Below are 23,103 nucleotides of genomic sequence, written 5' to 3'. Positions count from 1 at the left end.
CCACCCTCGCCCTCATGCGGAGCAGTTCATGGCCCGGATACGAGTCACCCGAACGATCGAAGTACCGGACCCGATTCGTATCAGCCGGTTCAGGAAGATTCCCGAACTGGGGCCGCGCCTGCTGTTTTTCAGCGGTGGCTCGGCGCTTAACGGGCTCAGCCGCCTGCTCAAGGATTACACCCATAACTCCGTCCACCTGGTAACGCCCTTCGATTCCGGAGGCAGCTCGGCGCAATTGCGCCAGGCCTTCGATATGCCCGCTATCGGTGACATTCGCAGCCGGCTCATGGCACTGGCCGATGAGTCGGTGCTGGGCAACCCGGAGGTCTACCAGCTGTTCAACTTCCGACTGCCATGCGATGCCACCCGGAAAACCCTGCGGCGGACACTGCGAGAGATGGTCAGCGGGCGCTCAGAGCTGGTAGCCGACATCCCCAATCCCATGCGCCAGCTGATCTGCCACCAACTCGGCCACTTCAGTGACCAGATGCCGCGGGGCTTTGAATTGCGCGGCGCCAGCATCGGCAACCTGATACTGGCGGGCGGTTACCTGCGCAACCGGCGCGACCTGGACCTCACCATTTTCCTGTATTCGAAGCTGGTCAGCGTGCGCGGCACGGTGAGGCCCATTGTCAATGAAAGCCTCAACCTGGGCGCTACCCTGGCGGACGGCAGCGAAGTGATAGGCCAGCACCTGCTCACCGGCAAGGAGGTGGCGCCACTCACCGCGCCTATCGAGGATGTCTTTCTGTGTCGCTCTGCAGAACAACCGGAACCGCTGGACGTTCCCCTCGAAAAAAAGGTACGCAAGCTGATCGGCAGTGCCGACCTGATCTGTTACCCGCCGGGCTCGTTCTTCAGCAGCCTGCACGCCAACCTGCTGCCGACCGGTGTCGGCCGGGCTATTGGTGCCAACGACTGTCCCAAGGTGTACATCCCCAATCTCGGGGTAGACCCGGAGCAGTTGGGTATGAGCCTGGACGCCCTGCTCGGTTCGCTTGTCAAACGGCTGCGCCGCGGTGTGCCCAAATCGTGGGCCAACCGACGCCTGCTGGATTACGTGCTGCTGGATAGCGGTCAGGGGCAATATCCCTCGACCCTGTCACTGTCGTTACTGGAGGAATTGGGTGTGGAGGTGCTGGATATCAAACTGGTGAGCAAAAAGAGCAAGCCCTACTACGACAACCAGTTGCTGCTTGCCGCCCTGCTCTCACTGGCATAATCGTGCCAGCGGCTGCGTAAGCCAGCCGGGAGAACGCCGCTGCGATCACCCGGCGTGGAGTTTGCGGCCTAGTCGGCCGCTGAACGGCTGGCGTCGCGGATGGCGCGAAACTCGTCGCCATCGACCCAGTTGGGCCACGCGCTGGTGCCAGCCAGTTCACGCCCGATGCGGTAGTACAGCTTGAGATCCGCCATGGTACCGCGCCAGTCCCAGTCCTCGTTGAACTCGTCCTTGGGACCGTGATACCGGTGGACGGTATAGTCCTCAGCCGTTGCCCGGCCCGCGGCATGACCGCCTTCCACCAGGTCTTCACCACCCTCGAAGTAAATCATCGGAACACCGCGCTTGGCGAAGCTGAAGTGATCGGAGCGGTAGTAGTAGCCTTTTTCCGGGGTCGGTTCCGTGGTGGCCACCCGGCCCTCTTCCTTCAGGGCACGCTCCAGGTAGGCGTCCAGTTCCGACTTGCCCTTGCCGATGACGATCACGTCTTTGGCCGGGCCCGCCATGCTGAAGGCGTCCATGTTCACACCGCCCACCGTTTGCGCCAGCGGGAAAATCGGGTTGGCCGCATAGGATTCCGAGCCCAGCAGGCCGGATTCTTCGGCGGTGACCGCCAGGAAAACGAGTGTGCGCTCGGCAGGGCCAGCCGCGGCGTGGGCCTGGGCCAGCGCAACCAGGGCGGCGGTGCCGGTGGCGTTATCAATCGCGCCATTGCAGATGTCATCACCGGTTTCATCGGCACCGCAGCGCCCCAGGTGATCCCAGTGAGCGGTGTAGAGTACGTATTCGTCGGGGCGCTTGCTGCCGGGCAGAATGCCGACCACGTTTTTCGATGACTGTTTCTCGATGTCGTTGTCGAAGCTGAGGGAAGCCTTCAGGCCAAGGTCGACCGCCTTGAAGCCGGGCCGCTTGGCGGACGCGGTGAGGGTATCGAGATCCTGGCCGGCGCTGGCCAGGATTTTCCGCGCGGCCTCCAGTTGCAGCCAGCCGTTGACCTTGGTGGCATCCATGTGGCCGTTGTCGGCATCCGCCACGTGTTGCGGCCCGCTCCAGGAGGACTCCACCACATTCCAGCCGTAGGCGGCGGGCATGGTGTCGTGAACGATGAGCGCGGCGGCGGCACCCTGGCGGGCGGCCTCTTCATACTTGTAGGTCCAACGGCCGTAGTAGGTCATCGCGCGGCCATTGAAGGGACCTTCCAGGCCCTCGGTCTCATAGTCGGGGTCGTTGACCAGGATGATCACCGTCTTGCCCTTTACATCGATGCCGGCGTAGTCGTTCCACCCCTTCTCCGGGGCATTGATGCCGTAACCCACGAACACCACCTCGCTATTGGCGACGTCGATGTTCGGCGTCACCCGGTAGGTGCCAACGACCATATCCGGACCGTAGGCGAAACTCAGGTTTTCCTTGCCGCCGCTGACGGTCAGGTTGCTGACGTTCTCAGCGGTGATCTGCACCAGCGGCACATCCTGGAACCAGCTGTCGCCGTTGCCGGGTTGCAGGCCGGCCGCGCTGAATTCCTTCTGCAACAGGGCCATGGTCTTTTCCTCGCCCGCCGAGCCCGGGGCGCGTCCTTCGAAGGCATCCGAAGACAGTTCGCGAGTGACATTTTTCATGGTGTCCAGGGACAGTGCCGGTGCGGCGGAGGCCTGGCCACTCAGGGTGGCAAGGCATACAGCGCCCAGGAGTGCTGTGGAAAGTCGGGCCATTGTCTAGCTCCAGTCGTATCAGGGGCGCTGATTGTTACACCCGTAACCAACGAGCTCAAGGGGCACGGTGCCACCTGAGCGTCCGGATACAGGCCGGGCGCCTACCCCGAGGGGGAATACCACGGCGGTAGCGGCCGAAGGTAGAATGCGCCGGGAGTTCAGGGAGGAATCACAGTGACCGGAAAATCCCATGTACACCACGAGCAGCGGGCACTGACCTTCGCCCTCTACGGCGTGGTGTTTTTTGTCGTTCTCGCCCTCGGCTTTGCCCTGTTGACCAATTCCGATGCCATCCTGTTCGACGGCATCTATTCGCTCATCGCCTTCTGCGTGGCCCTGCTGACATTGCGGGTAGCCAAACTGGCCGAGCGGCCAGACGACGACAAGTTCCACTTCGGCTACACCGCCATGGAGCCCACCCTCAACCTGTTCAAATCCCTGTTTATCCTGGTGGCCTGCGTCTACGCCCTGACCGAGGCGGTGAAACGCCTGCTGGCGGGTGGCACCGAAGCGGCCTACGGCCTGGCGGTGCTCTACGGCGCACTGGCGACGGTTGGTTGCTTTACCGTGGCGGCACTGATGTACCGGGTCAGTCGCCAGCACCGCTCCGACCTGGTCGAGGTGGAATCGCGCACCTGGTTCGTCGACGGCATGCTGAGCGGGGCGGTTCTGCTCGGGTTCCTCGGCGCCTGGTACCTGGAGCACTCACCCTGGGCGGAATGGGCGCCGCTGGTAGACCCGGTGCTGCTCATCGCCATCGTCCTGTTCGCCTTGCCCATTCCCCTCGGTATCCTGCGGGACAGCCTGAAGGAGATCGTCAACATGGCCCCCCCACAACCGGTGGTGGAGGACATAGAACAGCGCCTGCTGGATACCCTTGGGGAAGTGGAATACGACCACGTTGAGCTGCGCGTCACCAAGCGCGGCCGCAACACCTACCTGCTGGTCCACGTGGTGGTCGCCGAGGCCTTCTCCATCCGCACGGTGGCTGAACTGGATGCCATTCGCCGGGCGAGCGAACACGCCCTGAAAACCTGGAACCCGGAAATCGTCATGGACATGCTGTTCGTGCGGGACGAAAAACTGGCCTGGTAGGCCCCCAGGGGCGCTGTCGGCTTGAGGCATTTCCCGGGTTATACGTCTTACAGTGATAAGGTGCCTCGCCCTTATACCTCCAAAATACTTGCAAAGAGTTCAGTATGCGATTGAAATTTATCGATTTTTTGGTGTTATCACTGTTCACACTGGCTTCCGGAACGGTCGCCGCAGCCACCTCACCAGCCACTGGACCCGAAAAGTTTGCCCAGCTGGAGTACCTGCTGGACACCCCGACCGAAACGCGCCTCGCCAGCGGGGCCCCCGGCCCCACCTACTGGCAACAGCGGGCCGACTACCGGATTGACGTGACCCTGGACGACCGCGGCCAGCGTATTCTCGGCAGCGAGACCATCACCTACTACAACCAGAGCCCCCACACCCTGCGCTACCTGTGGCTGCAGCTGGACCAGAACCGTTTCCGTCCGGACTCCGACGACATGCTCAGCAGAACGGCGCCGGATTTCGCCCACTTCCCCTACGGCTCCCTGGCCAACCTGCTCACCCGCAGCGAATTCGACGGCGGTGTCGATATCAAAGCCGTGCGCAGCGAAGGCGGCGATGCCCTGGAACACACCATCAACAAGACCATGCTGCGGGTGGAGCTGCCCCAGCCGCTGGCGGCCGGCGAACAATTCGTGTTCAGCGTGGACTGGGAACACAACATCATTGATGCCACTGAAACCGGCGCCCGGGGCGGTTACGAGTACTTCGAGGAGGACGAGAACTACCTCTATGAAATTGCCCAGTGGTATCCGCGCATGGCGGCCTATACCGACTACCAGGGCTGGCAGAACAAGCAGTTCCTCGGCAACGGAGAATTCACCTTGGAACTGGGCACCTTCGATGTTGCCATTACCGTGCCCGCAGACCACATCGTGGCGGCGACCGGCGTGCTGCAGAATCCGAAGGAAGTCCTGAGCAAGAAGCAGCTGTCCCGCTACGAGGCGGCACAGGAGTCCACCGAGCAGCGTTTCGTGGTAACGCCGGAAGAAGCGAAAAAGAACGAGGGCAGCCGTACGTCGGTCGCCAAAACCTGGCGCTTCCGGGCCGAGAACGTTCGCGACTTTGCCTTCGCCAGCTCGCGCAAGTTCATCTGGGATGCGCGCATGGCACCCAGCGGCTCCCGGGAAGTCCTGGCCATGTCCTTTTACCCGAATGAGGCGGAGCCCCTGTGGAGCCAGTACTCCACCCCGTCGATTGCCCACACCATCGACGTGTACTCCCGCTACACCTTCGAATACCCCTACCCCACCGCGATTTCCGTGAACGGGCCCGTGGGCGGCATGGAGTATCCGATGATCTCCTTCAACAAGCCCCGCCCCTACAAGGACGGCACCTACTGGGACGTGCGCCAGAAGCCCGAGGACAAGACCTGGGAGCGCAGCAAGTACGGCCTGATCTCGGTGATCATTCACGAGGTCGGCCACAATTACTTCCCCATGGTCGTCAACTCGGACGAGCGCCAGTGGACCTGGATGGACGAGGGCCTGAACACCTTCCTCCAGTTCATTACCGAACAGGCCTGGGAAGAGGAATACCCCTCCCGCCGGGGTGAGCCCGAGAAAATCGTGGAGTACATGATCAGCGCGCCACAGACGCCGATCATGACCAACTCGGAATCCATCTACCAGTTCGGCAACAACGCCTACGCCAAACCGGCCACCGCCCTGAACATCCTGCGGGAGTCGATCATGGGCCGCGACCTGTTCGACTACGCGTTCCAGGAGTACGCCCGCCGCTGGAAGTTCAAGCGCCCCACCCCGGCGGACTTCTTCCGCACCATGGAAGACGCCTCGGCGGTGGATCTCGACTGGTTCTGGCGCGGCTGGTTCTACGGCACGGAGTATGTCGACGTGGCCGTGGACAATATCGCGCTGTACCAGCTCGATACACGGGACCCGGACGTCGAAAAGCCCTGGCAAAAGGCCGAAAAGGACAAGCTCGAACCCACGCTCAGCGAGCAGCGTAACGCCGACGCAGAAACCCTCGTACAGCGTTACCCCAAGCTGCGGGACTTCTACACCGAAAGCGATGAGTTCAGCGTGACGCCCTGGGATTACGCCCAGTTCGAACAGCTGCAGCAGTCCCTCACCGACCGGGAAAAAGCCCTGCTCAACGCGGACAAAAATTTCTATACCGTGACCTTCAGCAACATCGGCGGGCTGGTGACGCCCCTGCCCCTGCGCATCACCTACGCTGACGGCAAGGTGGAAGAGCTGCAGATCCCCGCGGAAATCTGGCGCCGGAATGCCGAACAGGTGACCAAGCTGTTCATCACCGGGAAGGAAATTACCGGAATCGAGTTCGACCCCTACCGCAGCACGGCGGACGCGGACGCTGCCAACAACGCCTGGCCGCGCAAGCCGAAGACCAGCCGCTTCCAGCTGTTCAAGGAGAAGGAAGACCCCAACCCGATGCGCCGCGGCAACAAGGAACAGTGGGAGCAGCCCATCCTGTGATCGGGGACGCGTTCCCGCCCGCGGCCAGCCGCCAGCGCGCTGGCCGCACTGCCCTGATCTGGGGATTGTGGCTCGCCCTGGTAGCGGTTCCCGCCTGGCCCCACCCCTGGCACACCAGCTTCGCCGAGATCGACTGGGCCGCTGACGGCGCCACCCTCGAGGTCGCGCTGCGGGTGCTGCCCGAGGACCTGGAAACGGCCCTGACCTGGCGCAGTGGCGAGGCCGTGGTACTGGTGGACACCCCGGAGGTACGCACCCTCGTGCTGGCCTACCTGGCGGAGCATTTCTTCCTGCGCAGTGAGTCCGGGCAAACCTTGCACCCCGACGAACTGGTCGGGATGGACCTCGCCTACGATGCCAGCTGGCTCTACTTCACCCTGCCGGCGCCGCCGGAGCAGCGCCTGTACCTGCACGACTCCCTGCTGATGGACGTGGACAGCAGCCAGACCAACCGCGCCCAGCCACTGTGGGCCGCCCCCGCTGACACCCTGCTGTTCACTCCGGCCCAGCCGGAACTGTTGCTGTGGCAGGGCCACTGAAACACCCTCATACCGCGATACCGAACTTTCGCACCGGGAACGACTCTAAACGAAACTGCTGCCGTGGCATTTGACCCACGGTGCCGAAGGATTACACTTTAGTGACGCCCGGTCATACGTGGCCGAACTATAAGTAAATGAGGTACTGCTGTTTTGAATAATCCCACCGCTCTGCTGAGGCTGGCCCGCCGCGGCCTGACCACCACCATCGCCAGCGGTCTGCTGCTTGTGGGTAGCGCCGGTCATGCACTCGCCACCATCGAATACTCCGATGCCCAGCGAGAGACCATGGTCGATATGATCGAGCAGCTGGAGGAGCGGCACTACGCCAAGCTGCGCTACGACGACGAGCTTTCGTCCCAGCACCTCGACAACTACATCAACAGCCTTGATAGCGGGCGGATGTTCTTCACTGCCGCCGACCTGGCTGAATTCGAGCGCTACCGGACCGTGATGGATGACGACCTCCACAAGGGTCGGCTCGATGCCGGCTTCAATATTTTCAACCGCTTCCAGCAACGGCTTGAGCAGCGCCTCGAAAACGTGGTGGACACCCTGCCCTCCGCTGTCGCCACCATGGATTTTGATGTCGAGGAGGATTACCTGCTTGACGGCAAGGAACGGCCCTGGGCCGCCGATCAGGCGGAGCTCGACGACCGCTGGCGCCGTCACCTCAAGAACCAGGTGCTGAGCCTGCGTATGGCTGACAAGCCCCAGGAAGAGATCGCCGAAACCCTCGAGAAGCGCTACAACAATCAGCTCAAGCGGGTGAAGCAGTACAACAACCAGGACGTGTTCCAGATTTACGCCAACGCGCTCACCGAACTATACGACCCTCACACCAATTATCTCTCGCCGCGTCGCTCCGAGAATTTCAACATCAACATGAGCCTTTCCCTGGAGGGAATCGGCGCGGTGCTGCAATTGGAGGACGAGTACACCAAAGTGGTGCGCCTGGTGCCTGCCGGACCTGCAGACAAGCAGGGTGAACTGCAGCCTTCCGACCGCATCGTCGGTGTGGCACAGGGAGAGGACGGCGAGTTCGAGGATGTCATCGGCTGGCGCCTCGACGAGGTGGTCGAACTGATTCGCGGACCCAAGGGCTCCACCGTGCGGCTCCAGGTGATGGCCAGCAAGGCGGCCAAGACCGGCGAGCGCAAGGTCGTCACCATCGTGCGCAACAAGGTGAAGCTGGAGGAGCAGTCCGCCCAGAAGAAAGTGCTGGAAGTGCCCAACGGCGACAAGGTGATGAAAGTGGGCGTGATCGACATTCCCGCCTTTTACATCGACTTCGACGCCATGCGCCGGGGTGAAAAGGACTACAAGTCGACCACCCGGGACGTGCGCAAGCTGCTGGACGAACTGCAGAATGAAGATCACGTCGACGGCGTGGTCATCGACCTGCGCAATAACGGTGGCGGCTCGCTGCAGGAAGCCAACGAACTGACCGGCCTGTTCATCGAGTACGGCCCCACGGTACAGATTCGCCACTCCTCACGTCGCGTGTGGCGCGATGGCAAACGCCTGCGCGGTCCCTATTACGAGGGCCCCATGGTGGTATTGATCAACCGCCTGTCCGCCTCGGCCTCGGAAATCTTTGCCGGCGCCATCCAGGACTACCAGCGCGGCATCATCGTTGGCGACCGCTCCTTCGGCAAGGGCACGGTGCAGACCCTGATCCCGCTGCCCGAGGGTCAGCTGAAACTCACCGAGAGCAAGTTCTACCGGATTTCCGGTGACAGCACCCAGCACCGCGGGGTGGTCCCTGACGTCACTTTTCCGGCTCTGTATGACCACGAGGAGATCGGCGAGAGCGCCCTGGATCACGCCCTCAACTGGGACAAGATCAATCCCGTTCGCCACCGCCGCTACCAGGATATCGATGACCTGGTACCCGAGGTGACGCGCCTGTTCCAGGAGCGCAGCCTGCACAACCCCGACTTCGTATTCCTCGAAGACCAGGTGGAGCTGGCTGAAGCGAGCCGCGAGATCAAGAGCCTGCCCCTGAACGAATCAGCACGGCGTGCACTGGTCGACCAGCAGGACGAGAAAGCCCTGGCCATCGAGAACAAACGCCGGGCCGCGTTGGGCGAGGAGTTGCTGACCTCACTGGACGAGGAAGAAGAGGTCACTGAAGACCTGGCGGAAGAAGATACCGGCAACGTCGAGAATTCCAGCGCCGCACAGGGCGAAGAGCAATTGGCAACCGCCGAGGACGAAGCGGCAGAGGACCACGACGTGCTGCTTACCGAAGCGGGCAATATCCTGGTGGATGCCCTGCTGCTGCAGGAGCGGCGCTTTGCTGCCCATACCCCGAACCCACCCAAGGAGCAGGTCGACTAGCTCCTGGGAAACGCCACTGACCTTCCCCGGCACCGCGGGGGGGGGAAAGCTGGTGCCCCGATACACCTGGAGTCCAACCCGCTATAGCCCCACCGAATCCGGCAGAGTGAGTCACTCAATCCTCCCGGGCACCGAACCAGGCGAGGTCCTTGTGCAGTGTCACCACGCTGCCAACGATGATCAGCGTGGGGGCACGGGGCTTTTCCCGGGCGACGATGTCGTCCATGGTGGCAAGCGTTCCGGTCAGTACCCGCTGGCCTTCCATCGTACCGCGCTCGATCAGCGCCACTGGGGTGTCTGCCGGGCGCCCCGCCGCCTGGAGTTCACGACAGATCACCGGCAGCCCGACCAGGCCCATGTAGAACACGAGGGTTTCGGTCTCGGAGGTGAACTGGCTCCAGTCGTGCTCGACCCGGTCCCCCTTCAGGTAGCCAGCCACAAACCGCACAGACTGGGCGTGATCACGATGGGTCAGCGGAATACCGGCGTAGCAGGCTGCGCCACTCGCCGCGGTAATGCCGGGCACTACCTGGAACGGTATGCCATGGCTTGCCAGCAGGGCAATTTCCTCACCACCGCGGCCGAAGATAAAGGGATCACCGCCCTTCAAGCGGACCACCCGTTTACCCGCCTGGGCCAGGCTGAGCAGTAGCTGGTTGATGTCCTGCTGGGGCACCGCGTGAGCGGCGCGCGCCTTGCCCACGTAAATGCGCTCGGCGTCGCGACGTGCCATATCCACGATGGCCGGGGCAACCAGGCGGTCGTAGAGCACCACGTCGGCGCTTTGCAGCAGGCGCACAGCCTTGAAGGTGAGCAGGTCGGGGTCACCGGGCCCTGCCCCCAGCAAGTAGACTTCTCCCCGGTGCAGGTCGGTGCTGTCGGCCAGCCGTTGTTCCATCCGCCCTGCGGCGTCCGTCTCCCGGCCAGCGAGTACCAGCTCACCGATACTCCCTTCCACCGCCTGCTCCCAGAACAGCCGCCTGGCCCCTTCCTCGGGCAGCGCATCGCGCACCCGGTCCCGCCAGCGGCCGGCAAACTCGGCCAGGCCGCCGTAGGCCGCGGGTATCAGGGCCTCGATCTTGCGTCGAACCAGGCGGGCGAGTACTGGACTGCGGCCGCTGGAGCTGACCGCGATCAGCAGCGGATCACGGTCGATCACCGCGGGAAAAATAAAGCTGCAGAGTTCGGGCGAATCGACCACATTGACCGGGATACCGGCCACGTGAGCATGTTCTGATACCGCGCGATTGGTGGCGGCGTCAGGTGTTGCCGCCACCACCAGCGACTGATCGGCGAGATCGGCCGGGCCGGCATAGGCATCCGCCCGCCACTCGCCGCCTGCGTCCTGCAACAGTTCCTGCAATTCGGCGCTGGCTTCTGGTGCCACAACGGTGAGCCGGGCACCGGCTCTGAGCAACAACCGCGCCTTGCGAGTGGCCACCGTGCCTCCACCGACCAGCAGCACCGGCGCGCCGCGCAAGCGCAGGCAGACGGGCAGATATTCCACTCAGGCGCCCAGCACTTCGGTGCCGCCCATGTAGGGCCGCAGAGCCTCGGGAACAGTCACCGTGCCATCCTCATTCTGGAAATTCTCCAGCACAGCCACCAGCGTCCTGCCCACCGCAAGGCCGGAGCCATTGAGTGTGTGTAGCAGTTCCGGTTTGCCGGTTTCGGGATTGCGCCAGCGTGCCTGCATTCTGCGGGCCTGGAAGTCGCCGAAATTACTGCAGCTGGAGATCTCCCGATAGGCGCTCTGCCCGGGGAGCCACACTTCCAGGTCGTAGGTCTTGCGGGCGGAAAAACCGATATCCCCACCGCAGAGAATCACCTTCCGGTAAGCCAGGCCCAGTGCCTGCAGTACCGCCTCGGCGTGACCGGTCAGTTCCTCCAGCGCGGCGTCGGAGGCTTCAGGGCGCACCAGTTGCACCAGTTCGACTTTCTCGAACTGGTGCTGGCGAATCATGCCCCGGGTATCGCGACCGTAACTGCCGGCCTCGCTGCGAAAACAGGGGCTGTGACAGGCAAAGCGCAGACCGCTGTCACCGAGTTCCGCCGCCTCGAAAATACGATCGCGAGCGACATTGGTCACCGGCACCTCTGCGGTTGGAATCAGGTAGTACTCCTGGTCCGCGTGCAGCTTGAACAGGTCCTCTTCGAACTTGGGCAGCTGCCCTGTGCCTTTCAGGGACTCGCGATTGACAATATACGGTACATAAATCTCGCGGTAGCCGTGGTCCCCGGTGTGCAGGTTCAGCATGAACTGGATCAGGGCCCGGTGCAGGCGGGCGAGCTCTCCGTACATGACGGTAAAACGGGAGCCAGTGATTTTACCGGCGGTTTCCGCATCCAGTTGACCCAGGCCCTCGCCGATTTCGACGTGATCCCGGGGAGTGAAATCAAAAGCGGGCGGCTCGCCCCAGCGTGCCACCTCGGCGTTGTCTTCCTCACTGGCGCCCTCGGGAACTTCCGGGGCGGGCAGGTTGGGCGTACCCAGCAGTAACTCGTCGATCTCAACCTGCACGCTGCGCGCCTGCTCGGTCAACTGGTCGAGCTGCCCGGCAATCTTTTCCAGGGTTTCGTTGACCTGGGCCTTGGCCTCGTCGACGCTCATACCCTGGCCAATCAGTTGGCCGATTTTTTTCGACGCGCTTTTGCGCTCCGCCAGCAGTGCCTGGCTGTCGACATCCGCCTGCTTGCGGCGGGCATCGAGGGCCGTGAATTGCGCTACGTCAAATGTATAGCCGCGCTTGGACAGGGCCTGTGCGACTGCCTCAGGATCCTGTCGAACCGCTTTGATATCCAGCATTGTGTGTCTGTCCCGAATGACTCAAATTGCGCGGCGTATTGTACTGGTTTTGCGCCGCCCGCGCAGTGCTTCTGGCCACCTCACATGCCGCATCATGAAAACTACCGACTCCTGATGGCAGTTTTTCTTAAAACAGATATTCATCGATATAAAAAAATGGCTTCTTAAAAAAGACGGCGAAATTGCACATATGTATTCAACAGACAAATGTGACCGGGTTAAAAAAAATAATGCAGCATTGTTGAGCCGAAACACTTTTCAGTTTATTTTCCCTTGCATGCAGGGAACGCATATTTAATTGTGTAAATACCCGAAAGAGGAAAACCCGAAAATATGAAAGATTTTCTCAATATCCTTACCCATAATCGCCGCCTTAAATCAGCGGTTAAAAAAGCGAGTGTTTCCGACCTGGAAAAGGCCTACGATCAGCTTGGATTACTGATTGAGGAGAAGAAGATTGAAGAAGAAGCCCTGCTACAGGAAGAGCAGGAAAAAGAAGCCATGAAGGCATCAATCCTTTTACAGATGCAGGAAGCAGGCCTGGATTTATCCGACCTGACGGACGAAGCAGCAGCCAAACCCCGTAAACGCAAGGCTCGTAAACGGGCGATCAAATACCGGCTGGTCGATAAAGCTGGCACAGAACATACCTGGGCAGGCGTGGGCCGTGCACCGAAAGTATTTGCCGAATTAAAAAGCCAGGGAAAACTGGAAAAATACCGCGTTTGACTCGATTGGGTCCGCCATTTCACCGCGGCGGACCCGATTACCTTTTCAGCCCAGCGTTCAACAATTAACTCACGCCAGGGATCGCATCAGCCAGATTCCCACGCCGGCAGCAAGAACACAGGCAACCACACTCACCAGCACATAACCGAAGGCGTGAAAATACTCGCCCGCCTCCAGCAGGGTGATGGTTTCCAGTGAAAATGTGGAAAAGGTGGTAAATGCCCCAAGAAAGCCCACCATCAAAACACCGCGCCAGTCCGGATGCACAACCTGCCGCTCGATCAGCACGAAAAGCAGGCCGATGGTCAGAGACCCGAGCGTGTTGACCAGCAGCGTACCCAACGGCCAACGCCCCTCCCACAGGCTGTGCACCCAGTTGGACAACAGGTAACGGGAGACAGCACCACCGGCGCCACCAAGGGCTATAAAGACGAGGTATTTCATGGCTTCAGTGTAAAGGCCTCAGGCGGCGAATAACACCGGCGCTTTGCAGCATCAGTAACGCCGTATCCCGCTGTCGCGATCCAGGGTCCGCAGGTAATCCAGCTTGGCGCGGATTTTTTGCTCCAGGCCGCGATCCACCGGCTCATAGTAGCGCCGCTCCTTTAGCGGTTCGGGAAAGTAGTTCTCGCCCGCCGCATAGGCTTCCGGTTCGTCGTGGGCATAGCGGTACTCGGCACCGTGCCCCTCCTGCTTCATAAGCTGGGTCGGCGCGTTGCGCAAATGCAGCGGTACCTCGTGACTCGGCGAGGCTTCGACGTCGGCGCGGGCCGCCTTGTACGCCGTGTACACTGCGTTGCTCTTGGGGGCACTGGCCAGATAGGTGATGGCCTGGGCGATGGCTAACTCTCCCTCCGGACTACCCAGGCGCTCCTGCACCTGCCAGGCGTCCAGGCACAGGGTCAGGGCGCGAGGGTCGGCATTACCGATATCCTCGCTTGCCATCCGCACCACCCTGCGAGCGATGTAGAGGGGGTCGCAGCCACCGTCGAGCATGCGGCAAAACCAATACAGCGCAGCGTCTGGTGCGCTGCCACGGACGGCCTTGTGTAACGCACTGATCTGGTCGTAGAACAGGTCGCCGCCCTTGTCGAAACGGCGCAACGACGCCTGTAATACCTCCTCCAGCGTCTGCCCGGTGATCTCCCGAACCTGCGCACCGGTTTCCCCCGCCAGGTCTGCTGCCAGCTCAAGCAGGTTGAGCGCCCTTCGGGCGTCGCCGTCTGCGGCGTCGGCGATGAGAGACAGGCAGTGATCGCTGGCAGCAAGCCCCTGGCCGAGTTCGGCGAGCCCGCGGTGGAGTACCTCCAGCAGGTCCTCCGGCTCCAAACCGCGCAGCTTGTACACCCTGGCCCGGGACAGCAGGGCGTTGTTGAGTTCAAAGGAAGGATTCTCTGTCGTCGCCCCGATAAAGATGATGGTGCCGTCTTCCACGTGGGGCAGGAAAGCGTCCTGCTGGGACTTGTTGAAGCGATGCACCTCATCCACGAACAACACGGTATCCCGCCCGCTGCCCTTGTTCTGGCGCGCCAGGGCGATGGCCTCACGGATTTCCTTGACCCCGGAAAGCACGGCTGAAATCTGGATAAAGTGCGCGTCGGCATTGCCGGCGACAATCCGCGCCAGGGTTGTTTTTCCGACTCCGGGAGGACCCCAGAACACCATGGAGTGCAACTGCTTGCGATCGATGGCCTGCCGCAGGGGTTTTCCGGCCCCCAACAGGTGCGACTGGCCGGCGTAATCGTCAAGACCGGTGGGCCTGAGGCGGGCCGCCAGGGGCTGGTAGCCGGCGTCAGCGGAGGCAAAAAGATCGCTGGGCATGCGTTACTCGTCGTAATAGAAGAGGTCTGCGCCCTTCGGTGGGGTAAAGTCGAAGTCGGACTTGCCCAGGGGCGCGTCCCGCACCAGGTGGCTGAACTCCACGTCCACCCGCTGGCCGAGGTTATCCAGTATCTCCATGCCGGTCAGGGTATTGCCGGCAAACTCCACTTCCAACTGGCGAAAGTCGGCTCCCGAGGCTGTCGGCGTGAGGCGGAATCGCCCCGGGCCGGCCTGCTCAACCGTATAACCCGCTCGCAGGGCGGCCTCCTCCCCGGCCAGCACCTGCAGGGGGCTGCTTTTCTCGCTGCCGGCAACCGGCCGCCGGGTGACAGTTTCCAGGTCCCGGTCGTGCTGCCAGATGTACTCGGGCGTGGCGATAATCAACTGGCTGTCAGGGGCCGTGATCTCCCAGGAAAAATAGTCCGGGCGCAACAGCTTGAATTGACCTTCCGAACTGATCGGCTGGGTACTGCCCTCGGGATACTGTTGCTGGGAGAACTCGCCGGTGAGGGACACCAGTCCGTTCAGGTGCTGCAGCAAATCATCGGTGGCGTCGGCCAGCGCAGGCAGGGAAGTGCTGAACAGGAGCAGTGCCATCGTCGGCAGTAATTTTCTGGGCATGGGTCGCTTCCCGGGTCGCTTGTGTTGAAATTGGTGAACGCGTTGCACGTGTTGAAGGTTTCGAAAGTATCGACGTGCAGGAGCTTGGATGAACTGGAACGGGCCAGGTTCCCGCCATGGCGAAAAAATGCCCCCTCACTCCGGTGGAGGCGGCGCCAGCACTTCGCGCTGGCCATTACTGCCCATCTCCGAAACGACACCGGCCATTTCCATGGCTTCGATCAATCGCGCGGCGCGGTTGTAGCCGATACGCAACTTGCGCTGCACCGAGGAGATCGACGCCCGCCGGCTCTGGGTTACATAGTGCACCGCCTCATCGTAGAGCGAATCGTCTTCCTCGCCCTCTTCCGCAGACCCCGCTTGCTGGAGTTCGGAGGCGGTGACGGGTGTGCTTCCGCCCTCGTCCAGCAGGCCATCAATGTAGGCCGGCTCACCCCGCTTCTTCCAGTCCCCCACTACCCGGTGCACCTCTTCATCGGAGACGAAAGCGCCGTGAACCCGGTTGGGCAGGCCGGAACCGGGCGGCAGGTACAGCATATCGCCATGGCCGAGCAACTGCTCCGCTCCACCCTGATCGAGGATCGTCCGGGAGTCGATTTTGGAGGACACCTGGAACGCGATGCGGGTGGGTACGTTGGCCTTGATCAGGCCGGTGATGACGTCCACCGAGGGGCGCTGGGTCGCCAGGATCAGGTGGATACCGGCCGCCCTCGCCTTCTGGGCGATACGGGCGATCAGTTCCTCCACCTTCTTGCCGACAATCATCATCATGTCGGCGAACTCGTCGATCACCACCACGATCGCAGGCAATTTCTCCAACCCCGGCGGTGTTTGTTCCTCGTCGGTTTCGGCGAAGATCGGGTCCGGCTTCCACAGGGGATCGGGAATCGGCGCCCCCGCCTTGATGGCATCCGCCACCTTGCGGTTGTAGCCTGCGAGGTTGCGCACTCCGAGCGCCGCCATCAGCTTGTAACGCCGCTCCATTTCCGCCACACACCAGCGCAGGCCGTTGGCTGCATCTTTCATGTCGGTGATCACCGGCGTGAGCAGGTGCGGAATGCCATCGTAAACAGAGAGTTCCAGCATCTTCGGGTCGACCATGATCAACCTGACCTCGGCCGGTGTGGACTTGTACAGCAGGCTGATCAGCATGGCGTTGACGCCCACCGACTTACCGGAACCGGTGGTACCGGCCACCAGCAGGTGGGGCATTTTCGCCAGGTCGGCGACCACGGGCTCGCCGGAAATATCGTGTCCCAGTGCCAGGGTGAGTGGCGAGCGGCTCTGGTCGAAGGCCTTGGAGGACAGCACCTCGCGGAAATTGACAATCTCCCGGTCCTCGTTGGGTATCTCGATACCCACCACCGACTTGCCGGGGATCACTTCCACCACCCGCACGCTGATCACCGCCAGCGAACGCGCCAGATCCTTGGCCAGGTTGGAGATGCGCGACACCTTGGTGCCCGGCGCCGGCTGGATCTCGAAACGGGTAATCACCGGTCCCGGATAGACCGCCACCACCTCGGCCTTGATGCCAAAATCCGCCAGCTTCAGCTCCAGCAGTTTGGACAGCCCTTCCAGGGCCTCCTTGGAGTAACCCTTACTGGGGTCGTGCTCATGGGCATCCAGCAGGTCCAGGTGCGGCAGTTCGCCGGTCACCGGCGCGTCGAACAGCGGTTGTTGCTTCTCCTTTTCCACCCGCTCGGATGTTTCAGGTTTGGCCTTGAGGGGTTTGATCTTGGGCGGCTTGCGTTTCTTCGACTCGCTGACGTGCTCTTCGATCTGCACCTTGCGCGCCTCGAGGGCCTTTTCCCGGGCACGCCGGTCGCGGGCGTTATCGATAAAGCCGGTCACTTTCTGCGCCGTGCCGCGACACAGGCGCAGAGTCCAGCCCCCCAGGCTGTCCATCAGGCGCAGCCAGCTCAGGTCGGTGAAGATGGTCATCCCGAACAGAAACACCGCCAGCAGGATCAGGCGGCTGCCGATTGCGCTGAAGGCAGCGGTAAAAGCATCGCCAATGGCCTGGCCGAGAATGCCCCCGGCGCCCTGGGGCAAACCCGCAGCGCCGATATCGTTCATCGCCGCCAGGGCGGTGCCCGCCATCATCACCAGTACCAGGCCGAGCGCACGTATCCCGAAAGTCACCCAGTCGAAGGGGCGCCCATCGTGGCGTTCCAGCAAAATGATCACCGCGCGATAGGCCAACAGCAAGGGAAACAGGTAGGCGGCGTAACCCACCAGGGAAAAGGCGACGTCGGCGAGCCAGGCCCCGGTAGGCCCACCGGCGTTGGCGATCTTGCCGCCGGTGCCGGTCGCCGACCAGCCCGGGTCCCGGGGGCTGTAGGTGACCAGGGCAAGCAGCAGGTAGAGGCATACCGCGCTCACGCCGATAAAGGCTCCCTCGCGGAGGCGCGGGCCGAGGAAGCTGTGTGTGTCGGATGTATCTGTCACGTCGTCCGCCGTTGCTGTCGAGATTCCACCGCTGTGGGCCGGAACGCGCCGCGTTCACCAGTGCCTACAGGCCTGCGCAGGCCGGGTGCCTGACAGGTTGCCGTTATTCTGCCACTTTCTTAGATTTTTCAGAAGCTTATGTTCTATTTTTAGAATCGCCCTCGCCTTCCCCGGCGGCTACCCTTTAAATTAACATACTCCATCCCCATATTCGGAGCAGGCGCCGCAACCAGCGCCCTCCCAATTACCAACCCCGAGCGCAGGAATTGACCGAAATGAGCGACGTTCAGCACCACTCCCTGATTATCCTGGGTTCCGGCCCGGCCGGTTACACAGCCGCGGTCTACGCCGCGCGCGCCAACCTCAACCCGGTGGTGATCACCGGCATGCAGCAGGGCGGCCAGCTCACGACCACCACCGAAGTGGAAAACTGGCCCGGCGGCCCCGCCGACCTGCAGGGTCCCCAGCTGATGCAGCAGATGCAGGAACACGCTGAGCGTTTCGAAACTCAGGTCGTGTTTGACCACATCGAGGAAGTGGACCTGTCGAGCCGCCCCTTCCGCCTTACCGGCACCAGCAATTACTCCTGCGACGCCCTGATCATCGCCACCGGCGCTTCCGCCCAGTACCTGGGCCTGCCCAGCGAGGAGGCCTTCATGGGCAAGGGCGTCAGCGCCTGCGCCACCTGTGACGGTTTTTTCTACCGCAATCAGAAGGTCGCCGTGGTCGGCGGCGGCAATACCGCCGTGGAGGAAGCCCTCTACCTGGCCAATATTGCCTCGGAAGTCGTGCTGGTACACCGTCGCGACGCCCTGCGCGCCGAGAAGGTCCTGCAGGACCGACTGTTTGCCCGGGAGAAGGAAGGCAAGGTCAAGATCATGTGGAACCACACCCTGGACGAAGTACTGGGGGATGACAGCGGCGTGACCGGCATGCGCATCCGCTCCACCGAAGACGACAGCGCCACCGACCTCGACCTGGCGGGTGTGTTTATCGCCATCGGCCACAAGCCCAACACCGATATCTTTGCCGGGCAGCTGGACATGAAAGACGGCTACATCCAGATCCGCAGCGGTCTCGAGGGCAATGCCACGGCCACCAGTGTCGACGGTGTGTTCGCAGCCGGTGACGTGGGCGACCACATCTACCGCCAGGCCGTCACCTCTGCCGGCTTCGGTTGCATGGCGGCGCTGGACGCCGAGAAGTACCTGGACCACCTGAACGACTGAGGTGGCCAGGCTCCAGTGCCTCGCCCCGGGTGAGGACTTCCCGCCCACCTCCGAGGCGCTGGACTACCCCAACGGCCTGCTCGCTGCGGGCGGAGAGCTCACTCCGGAGCGGCTGCTGGCCGCTTACCGGCGTGGCATCTTCCCCTGGTTCCAGGAACCTGAGCCTGTCCTGTGGTGGACCCCCGACCCGCGCTCGGTGCTGTTTGCCGACGAACTGCACCTCAGCCGCAGCCTGCGCAAGACCCTGCGCAAAAACGCCTTTGAACTCGCTGCCGACCGCCATTTTGCGGCGGTGATGCAGGCCTGTGCCGGCCCGCGCCGGGATGACGGTGGCACCTGGATTGGCGGCTCCATGGTCGAGGCCTACTGCGAACTCAACGCCCTCGGCCACGCCCACTCGGTCGAGGTGTATCGGGAAGGCGCTTTGGTGGGCGGGCTCTATGGGGTCAGTATGGGTGGCGCCTTTTTCGGAGAATCCATGTTCAGCCGGGTGCCCGACGCCTCCAAAATTGCCCTTGTGGCGCTGACCGCCATCATGCTCCGCTCCGGCTGCCGCCTGATCGACTGCCAGGTGGAGAGCGAACATCTGAACTCCCTGGGAGCACGCAATATCTCGCGGCTGGACTTCGAGCGAGAGCTTGCCCAAACTGTGCATATGGACCCCGGCACCATCATCTGGCAGTTGCCGGGTCGTTGTGGAGATTTGCTGTGACATCTTCTCTGCGGGATCTCAAGGTCTATACCACCTATCCCCACAGTTGTAGCTACCTGCGCGAGCAGGAGGCCACCACCCTGTTCATCGACCCCCGGCAGGAGGTCGACCAGCACCTGTACAGCAGCCTGTCCACCCTCGGCTTCCGCCGCAGCGGCAACCACGTCTATCGCCCCCACTGCAGCCACTGCAAGGCCTGTATACCCGCGCGGATTCCGGTGCAGGACTTCCAGCCCCGCAGGAGCCAGCGCCGCAGCCTGCGTCGCAACCGGGACCTGATCGTGGAGCGCACCCTCGATATCCGCGACGACCAGGCCTACAACCTGTATCGGCACTATATCGAACAGCGCCATGCCGATGGCGACATGTACCCGCCGGACCGCGAGCAGTACGAGTCTTTCCTGAACAACGCCTGGGACTGCACCCGCTACTACCGCTTCTATGAGCATCGAAAGTTACTGGGTGTGGCCGTGGTCGATGTCATGACCGACGGCCTCTCGGCCATCTACACTTTTTTCGACCCCGACGAGCAGCATCGCGGCCTGGGGAGCTACGCCATCCTGTGGCAGATCGAGCAGGCCCGGGAGATGGGGCTGCAGTATCTCTACCTCGGCTACTGGATTCAGGCCTGCAAGAAAATGGCCTACAAGGCCGAGTACCAGCCGCTGGAATTGCTCGTGGAAAACCGCTGGCAACGCATGGAGCCCGCCGGCGGCCTCTAGCGCAGCCAACCTGCCCAAATCACCAAAGAATCATCTGGCACATCCCTTGCGTTTAGGGCAAAATGCGCCCCTGTTTTTTCTCGAGGACCCGCCACGGGCATGGCAAAAGAAGACCAGATCGAAATGGAAGGCGAGGTGATCGACACCCTGCCCAACACCACATTCCGCGTACAGCTGGAGAACGGCCACGTGGTGACCGCTCATATTTCCGGCAAGATGCGCAAGAATTACATTCGTATCCTGACCGGTGACAAGGTGCGCGTAGAGCTGACGCCTTACGACCTCAGCAAGGGTCGCATCACCTACAGGGAGCGCTAGGAGCTCCCTACCCGCCCCTACCCCCTCAGGAATCCGCCAGCGCGGCTTCCTCTTCTTCTACGGTCACCCGCAGCTCGTCGGCTGCGCGGTCCAGGCTGACCAGCGCGGTACCGCCGTTGCCGGCCAGTGCGCCGAACAACACCAGTTCCGCCAGCGGCTTCTTGATGTGCTCCTGGATCACCCGCTCCATCGGGCGGGCGCCCATGTTGCGGTCGTAGCCTTTCTCCACCAGCCACAGGCGGGCGTCTTCATCCACGTTGAGGGTGACACGTTTCTCGTCCAACTGGCCCTGCAGTTCCGTCAGGAACTTGTCCACCACGGTGAGAATGACGTCTTCGCCGAGGGGTTCGAACTGCACCACCGCGTCCAGACGGTTGCGGAACTCCGGGGTAAACATCCGGTTGATCGCTTCCATGCCGTCGGTGCTGTGGTCCTGTGAGGTAAAGCCAATGGTGCGGCGGCTGATACTTTCGGCACCGGCGTTGGTGGTCATCACCAGGATCACGTTGCGGAAGTCCGCCTTGCGCCCGTTGTTGTCGGTCAGGGTGCCGTGATCCATCACCTGCAGCAGCAGGTTGAACACTTCCGGGTGGGCCTTCTCGATCTCGTCCAGCAGCACCACCGCGTGGGGGTGCTTGGTCACCGCGTCGGTCAGCAGGCCACCCTGGTCGAAGCCGACATAGCCCGGGGGCGCACCGATCAGGCGCGATACCGTGTGCCGCTCCATGTACTCGGACATGTCGAAGCGGATCAGCTCCAGGCCCAGTTGCTTGGCCAGCTGCCGGGTCACCTCGGTCTTGCCCACGCCCGTAGGCCCGGCCAGCAGGAAGGAACCGATGGGTTTTTCACCGGAGCGCAGCCCCGCCCGGGCCAGCTTGATCGCGGTAGCGAGGCTGGAAATAGCCCCGTCCTGGCCGAAAACGACCATCTGCAGGTTTTTCTCGAGCTTCTGCAGAACTTCCTTGTCGTCGGTGCTGACGGTTTTCGGGGGAATCCGGGCAATCTTGGCCACCACGGCCTCGATGTCACCGACACCGATGACTTTCTTGCGCTTGGAGGGCGCCTGTAGCTGCTGGTAGGCCCCCGCCTCGTCGATCACGTCGATGGCCTTGTCCGGCAGGAAGCGGTCGGTGATGTAACGTGAAGCCAGCTCGGTGGCCGTGCGCAGGGCCTTGTCGGTATAGCGCAGGCCGTGGTGCTCCTCGAAGCGGGTCTTGAGCCCCTTGAGGATCTTGTAGGCGTCTTCCACGCTGGGCTCGAGCACATCGATTTTCTGGAAGCGGCGGCTCAGGGCCCGGTCCTTGTCGAAGATGCCCCGGTATTCCTGGAAGGTGGTGGAGCCAATGCAGCGCATCTTGCCCGATGTCAGCAGGGGCTTGAGCAGGTTGGAGGCGTCCATGACCCCGCCCGAAGCCGCGCCGGCACCGATAATGGTGTGAATCTCGTCGATGAACAGAATCGCGCCCTCGCGCTTTTTCAACTCCGCCAGCAGGCCCTTGAAACGCTTCTCGAAGTCGCCCCGGTACTTGGTCCCGGCCAGCAGGGAGCCGAGATCGAGGGAGTAGACCACGCTGTTGAGCAGCATTTCCGGCACGTCGCCGTCCACGATCATCTTGGCCAGGCCCTCGGCGATGGCGGTCTTGCCGACACCGGACTCACCGACCAGCAATGGGTTGTTCTTGCGCCGGCGGGCGAGAATCTGGGCCACCCGCTCCACTTCCGGAATACGCCCGATCAGCGGGTCGATGCGCCCCGCAGCGGCCTCCTCATTGAGATTGGTGGTAAAGCTGTCCAGCGGGCTGGATTCACCGTCATCAGCGCCCTCCTCGCTGGCGGACTGGCCGGGCTCGATACCCTCGCCCTCGTCGTCGTTGCCGACCTTGGAGATTCCGTGAGTGATGAAATTCACAACGTCCAGGCGGGCGATGCTCTGGGTTTTCAGGAAATACACCGCCTGGCTCTCCTGCTCGGAGAAAATGGCCACCAGCACGTTGGCACCGGTGACTTCGCTCTTGCCCGAGGACTGCACATGGAATACGGCCCGCTGCAGCACCCGCTGAAAACCCAGCGTGGGCTGGGTGTCCCGCTCTTCCTCGTCCTCGGGAATAAGGGGGGTAGTGGCGTCGACAAATTCGACCAGGTCACCCCGCAGGCCGCCGATATCGGCGCCGCAGGCCTTGAGCACACGGATCGCGTCGTTGTTGTCCAGTAGCGCCAATAGCAGGTGTTCCACGGTCATGAACTCGTGGCGCTTGGCCCGGGCTCCGCGGAATGCCTCATTCAGCGTCTGTTCCAGATCCTTGCTCAGCATACTTACTCCT

18 protein-coding genes are annotated in these 23,103 nt (G+C 62.3%); 10 read left to right on the top strand and 8 right to left on the bottom strand.

The annotated features are described in order from the left end of the window. Positions 1 to 28 precede the first annotated feature (28 nt). On the top strand, positions 29 to 1,222 hold the full coding sequence (locus FV139_RS07860) for a GAK system CofD-like protein (protein WP_148067785.1): 1,194 nt from the start codon (positions 29 to 31) through the stop codon (positions 1,220 to 1,222). Positions 1,223 to 1,290: 68 nt separating this feature from the next. Here FV139_RS07860 and FV139_RS07855 read toward each other — a convergent pair whose 3' ends face one another. Continuing rightward, positions 1,291 to 2,934, bottom strand: coding sequence for a M28 family metallopeptidase (locus FV139_RS07855; protein ID WP_148067783.1), 1,644 nt, complete (start codon positions 2,932 to 2,934; stop codon positions 1,291 to 1,293). Between the two features lie 174 nt (positions 2,935 to 3,108). On the opposite strand from FV139_RS07855, the gene FV139_RS07850 reads away from it, so the two are divergent. The 4 genes from FV139_RS07850 (at position 3,109) to FV139_RS07835 (ending at position 9,373) form a co-directional block, all read left to right on the top strand. Continuing rightward, the gene (locus FV139_RS07850) at positions 3,109 to 4,029 is read left to right on the top strand and encodes a cation diffusion facilitator family transporter (RefSeq protein WP_148067781.1); all 921 of its coding nucleotides are present in this window, start codon (positions 3,109 to 3,111) and stop codon (positions 4,027 to 4,029) included. Between the two features lie 104 nt (positions 4,030 to 4,133). Beyond that, positions 4,134 to 6,491 (top strand): M1 family metallopeptidase, encoded by a 2,358-nt coding sequence (locus FV139_RS07845; RefSeq protein WP_148067779.1) that lies wholly within the window; start codon positions 4,134 to 4,136, stop codon positions 6,489 to 6,491. Next, entirely contained in the window at positions 6,488 to 7,030 is a 543-nt protein-coding gene (locus FV139_RS07840; protein ID WP_148067777.1) for a DUF6702 family protein, read from the top strand. The genes FV139_RS07845 and FV139_RS07840 overlap by 4 nt, the downstream gene beginning before the upstream one ends. 153 nt (positions 7,031 to 7,183) lie before the next feature. Continuing rightward, complete coding sequence (locus FV139_RS07835) at positions 7,184 to 9,373, top strand: carboxy terminal-processing peptidase (RefSeq protein ID WP_235898579.1); 2,190 nt, start codon at positions 7,184 to 7,186, stop codon at positions 9,371 to 9,373. Between the two features lie 115 nt (positions 9,374 to 9,488). Here FV139_RS07835 and cysG read toward each other — a convergent pair whose 3' ends face one another. After that, positions 9,489 to 10,880, bottom strand: coding sequence for a siroheme synthase CysG (gene cysG / locus FV139_RS07830; RefSeq protein WP_148067775.1), 1,392 nt, complete (start codon positions 10,878 to 10,880; stop codon positions 9,489 to 9,491). Continuing rightward, the gene (gene serS / locus FV139_RS07825) at positions 10,881 to 12,179 is read right to left on the bottom strand and encodes a serine--tRNA ligase (RefSeq protein WP_148067773.1); all 1,299 of its coding nucleotides are present in this window, start codon (positions 12,177 to 12,179) and stop codon (positions 10,881 to 10,883) included. Positions 12,180 to 12,512: 333 nt separating this feature from the next. Here serS and FV139_RS07820 point away from each other — a divergent pair, with 333 nt between their 5' ends. After that, positions 12,513 to 12,908, top strand: a complete 396-nt coding sequence (locus tag FV139_RS07820) for an H-NS family histone-like protein (RefSeq protein ID WP_148067771.1) — start codon at positions 12,513 to 12,515, stop codon at positions 12,906 to 12,908. A gap of 69 nt (positions 12,909 to 12,977) precedes the next feature. Here FV139_RS07820 and crcB read toward each other — a convergent pair whose 3' ends face one another. The 4 genes from crcB to FV139_RS07800 all read right to left on the bottom strand — a co-directional run bounded on the left by crcB (position 12,978) and on the right by FV139_RS07800 (position 17,801). Then, positions 12,978 to 13,352 carry a fluoride efflux transporter CrcB gene (crcB, locus tag FV139_RS07815; protein ID WP_148067770.1) on the bottom strand — a complete coding sequence of 125 codons (375 nt, stop codon included), beginning with the start codon at positions 13,350 to 13,352 and terminating at the stop codon, positions 12,978 to 12,980. A gap of 51 nt (positions 13,353 to 13,403) precedes the next feature. Then, positions 13,404 to 14,729 carry a replication-associated recombination protein A gene (locus FV139_RS07810; RefSeq protein WP_148067768.1) on the bottom strand — a complete coding sequence of 442 codons (1,326 nt, stop codon included), beginning with the start codon at positions 14,727 to 14,729 and terminating at the stop codon, positions 13,404 to 13,406. 3 nt (positions 14,730 to 14,732) lie between these two features. Next, positions 14,733 to 15,350 (bottom strand): outer membrane lipoprotein chaperone LolA, encoded by a 618-nt coding sequence (gene lolA, locus FV139_RS07805; RefSeq protein ID WP_148067766.1) that lies wholly within the window; start codon positions 15,348 to 15,350, stop codon positions 14,733 to 14,735. 135 nt (positions 15,351 to 15,485) lie between these two features. Beyond that, on the bottom strand, positions 15,486 to 17,801 hold the full coding sequence (locus FV139_RS07800) for a DNA translocase FtsK (RefSeq protein ID WP_148067764.1): 2,316 nt from the start codon (positions 17,799 to 17,801) through the stop codon (positions 15,486 to 15,488). Between the two features lie 275 nt (positions 17,802 to 18,076). Between FV139_RS07800 and trxB the strand changes: the two genes are divergently transcribed. The 4 genes from trxB to infA all read left to right on the top strand — a co-directional run bounded on the left by trxB (position 18,077) and on the right by infA (position 20,782). Continuing rightward, positions 18,077 to 19,030, top strand: coding sequence for a thioredoxin-disulfide reductase (gene trxB / locus FV139_RS07795; protein ID WP_148067762.1), 954 nt, complete (start codon positions 18,077 to 18,079; stop codon positions 19,028 to 19,030). A 1-nt stretch (position 19,031) separates the two neighbouring features. Continuing rightward, on the top strand, positions 19,032 to 19,742 hold the full coding sequence (gene aat / locus FV139_RS07790; protein WP_148067760.1) for a leucyl/phenylalanyl-tRNA--protein transferase: 711 nt from the start codon (positions 19,032 to 19,034) through the stop codon (positions 19,740 to 19,742). Continuing rightward, positions 19,739 to 20,464, top strand: coding sequence for an arginyltransferase (locus tag FV139_RS07785; RefSeq protein ID WP_148067758.1), 726 nt, complete (start codon positions 19,739 to 19,741; stop codon positions 20,462 to 20,464). The genes aat and FV139_RS07785 overlap by 4 nt, the downstream gene beginning before the upstream one ends. Positions 20,465 to 20,563: 99 nt before the next feature. Beyond that, positions 20,564 to 20,782 carry a translation initiation factor IF-1 gene (infA, locus tag FV139_RS07780; protein ID WP_148063084.1) on the top strand — a complete coding sequence of 73 codons (219 nt, stop codon included), beginning with the start codon at positions 20,564 to 20,566 and terminating at the stop codon, positions 20,780 to 20,782. A gap of 25 nt (positions 20,783 to 20,807) precedes the next feature. Here infA and clpA read toward each other — a convergent pair whose 3' ends face one another. Continuing rightward, positions 20,808 to 23,093: an ATP-dependent Clp protease ATP-binding subunit ClpA gene (gene clpA, locus FV139_RS07775; RefSeq protein WP_148067756.1), complete on the bottom strand. Its 2,286-nt coding sequence runs from the start codon at positions 23,091 to 23,093 to the stop codon at positions 20,808 to 20,810. Between the last annotated feature and the right edge of the window lie 10 nt (positions 23,094 to 23,103).

It is taken from the genome of Parahaliea maris (genome assembly GCF_008064665.1).
In the GTDB taxonomy this organism is placed as follows: domain Bacteria; phylum Pseudomonadota; class Gammaproteobacteria; order Pseudomonadales; family Halieaceae; genus Parahaliea; species Parahaliea maris.
This window is presented reverse-complemented; position numbering and strand designations above follow the sequence as displayed.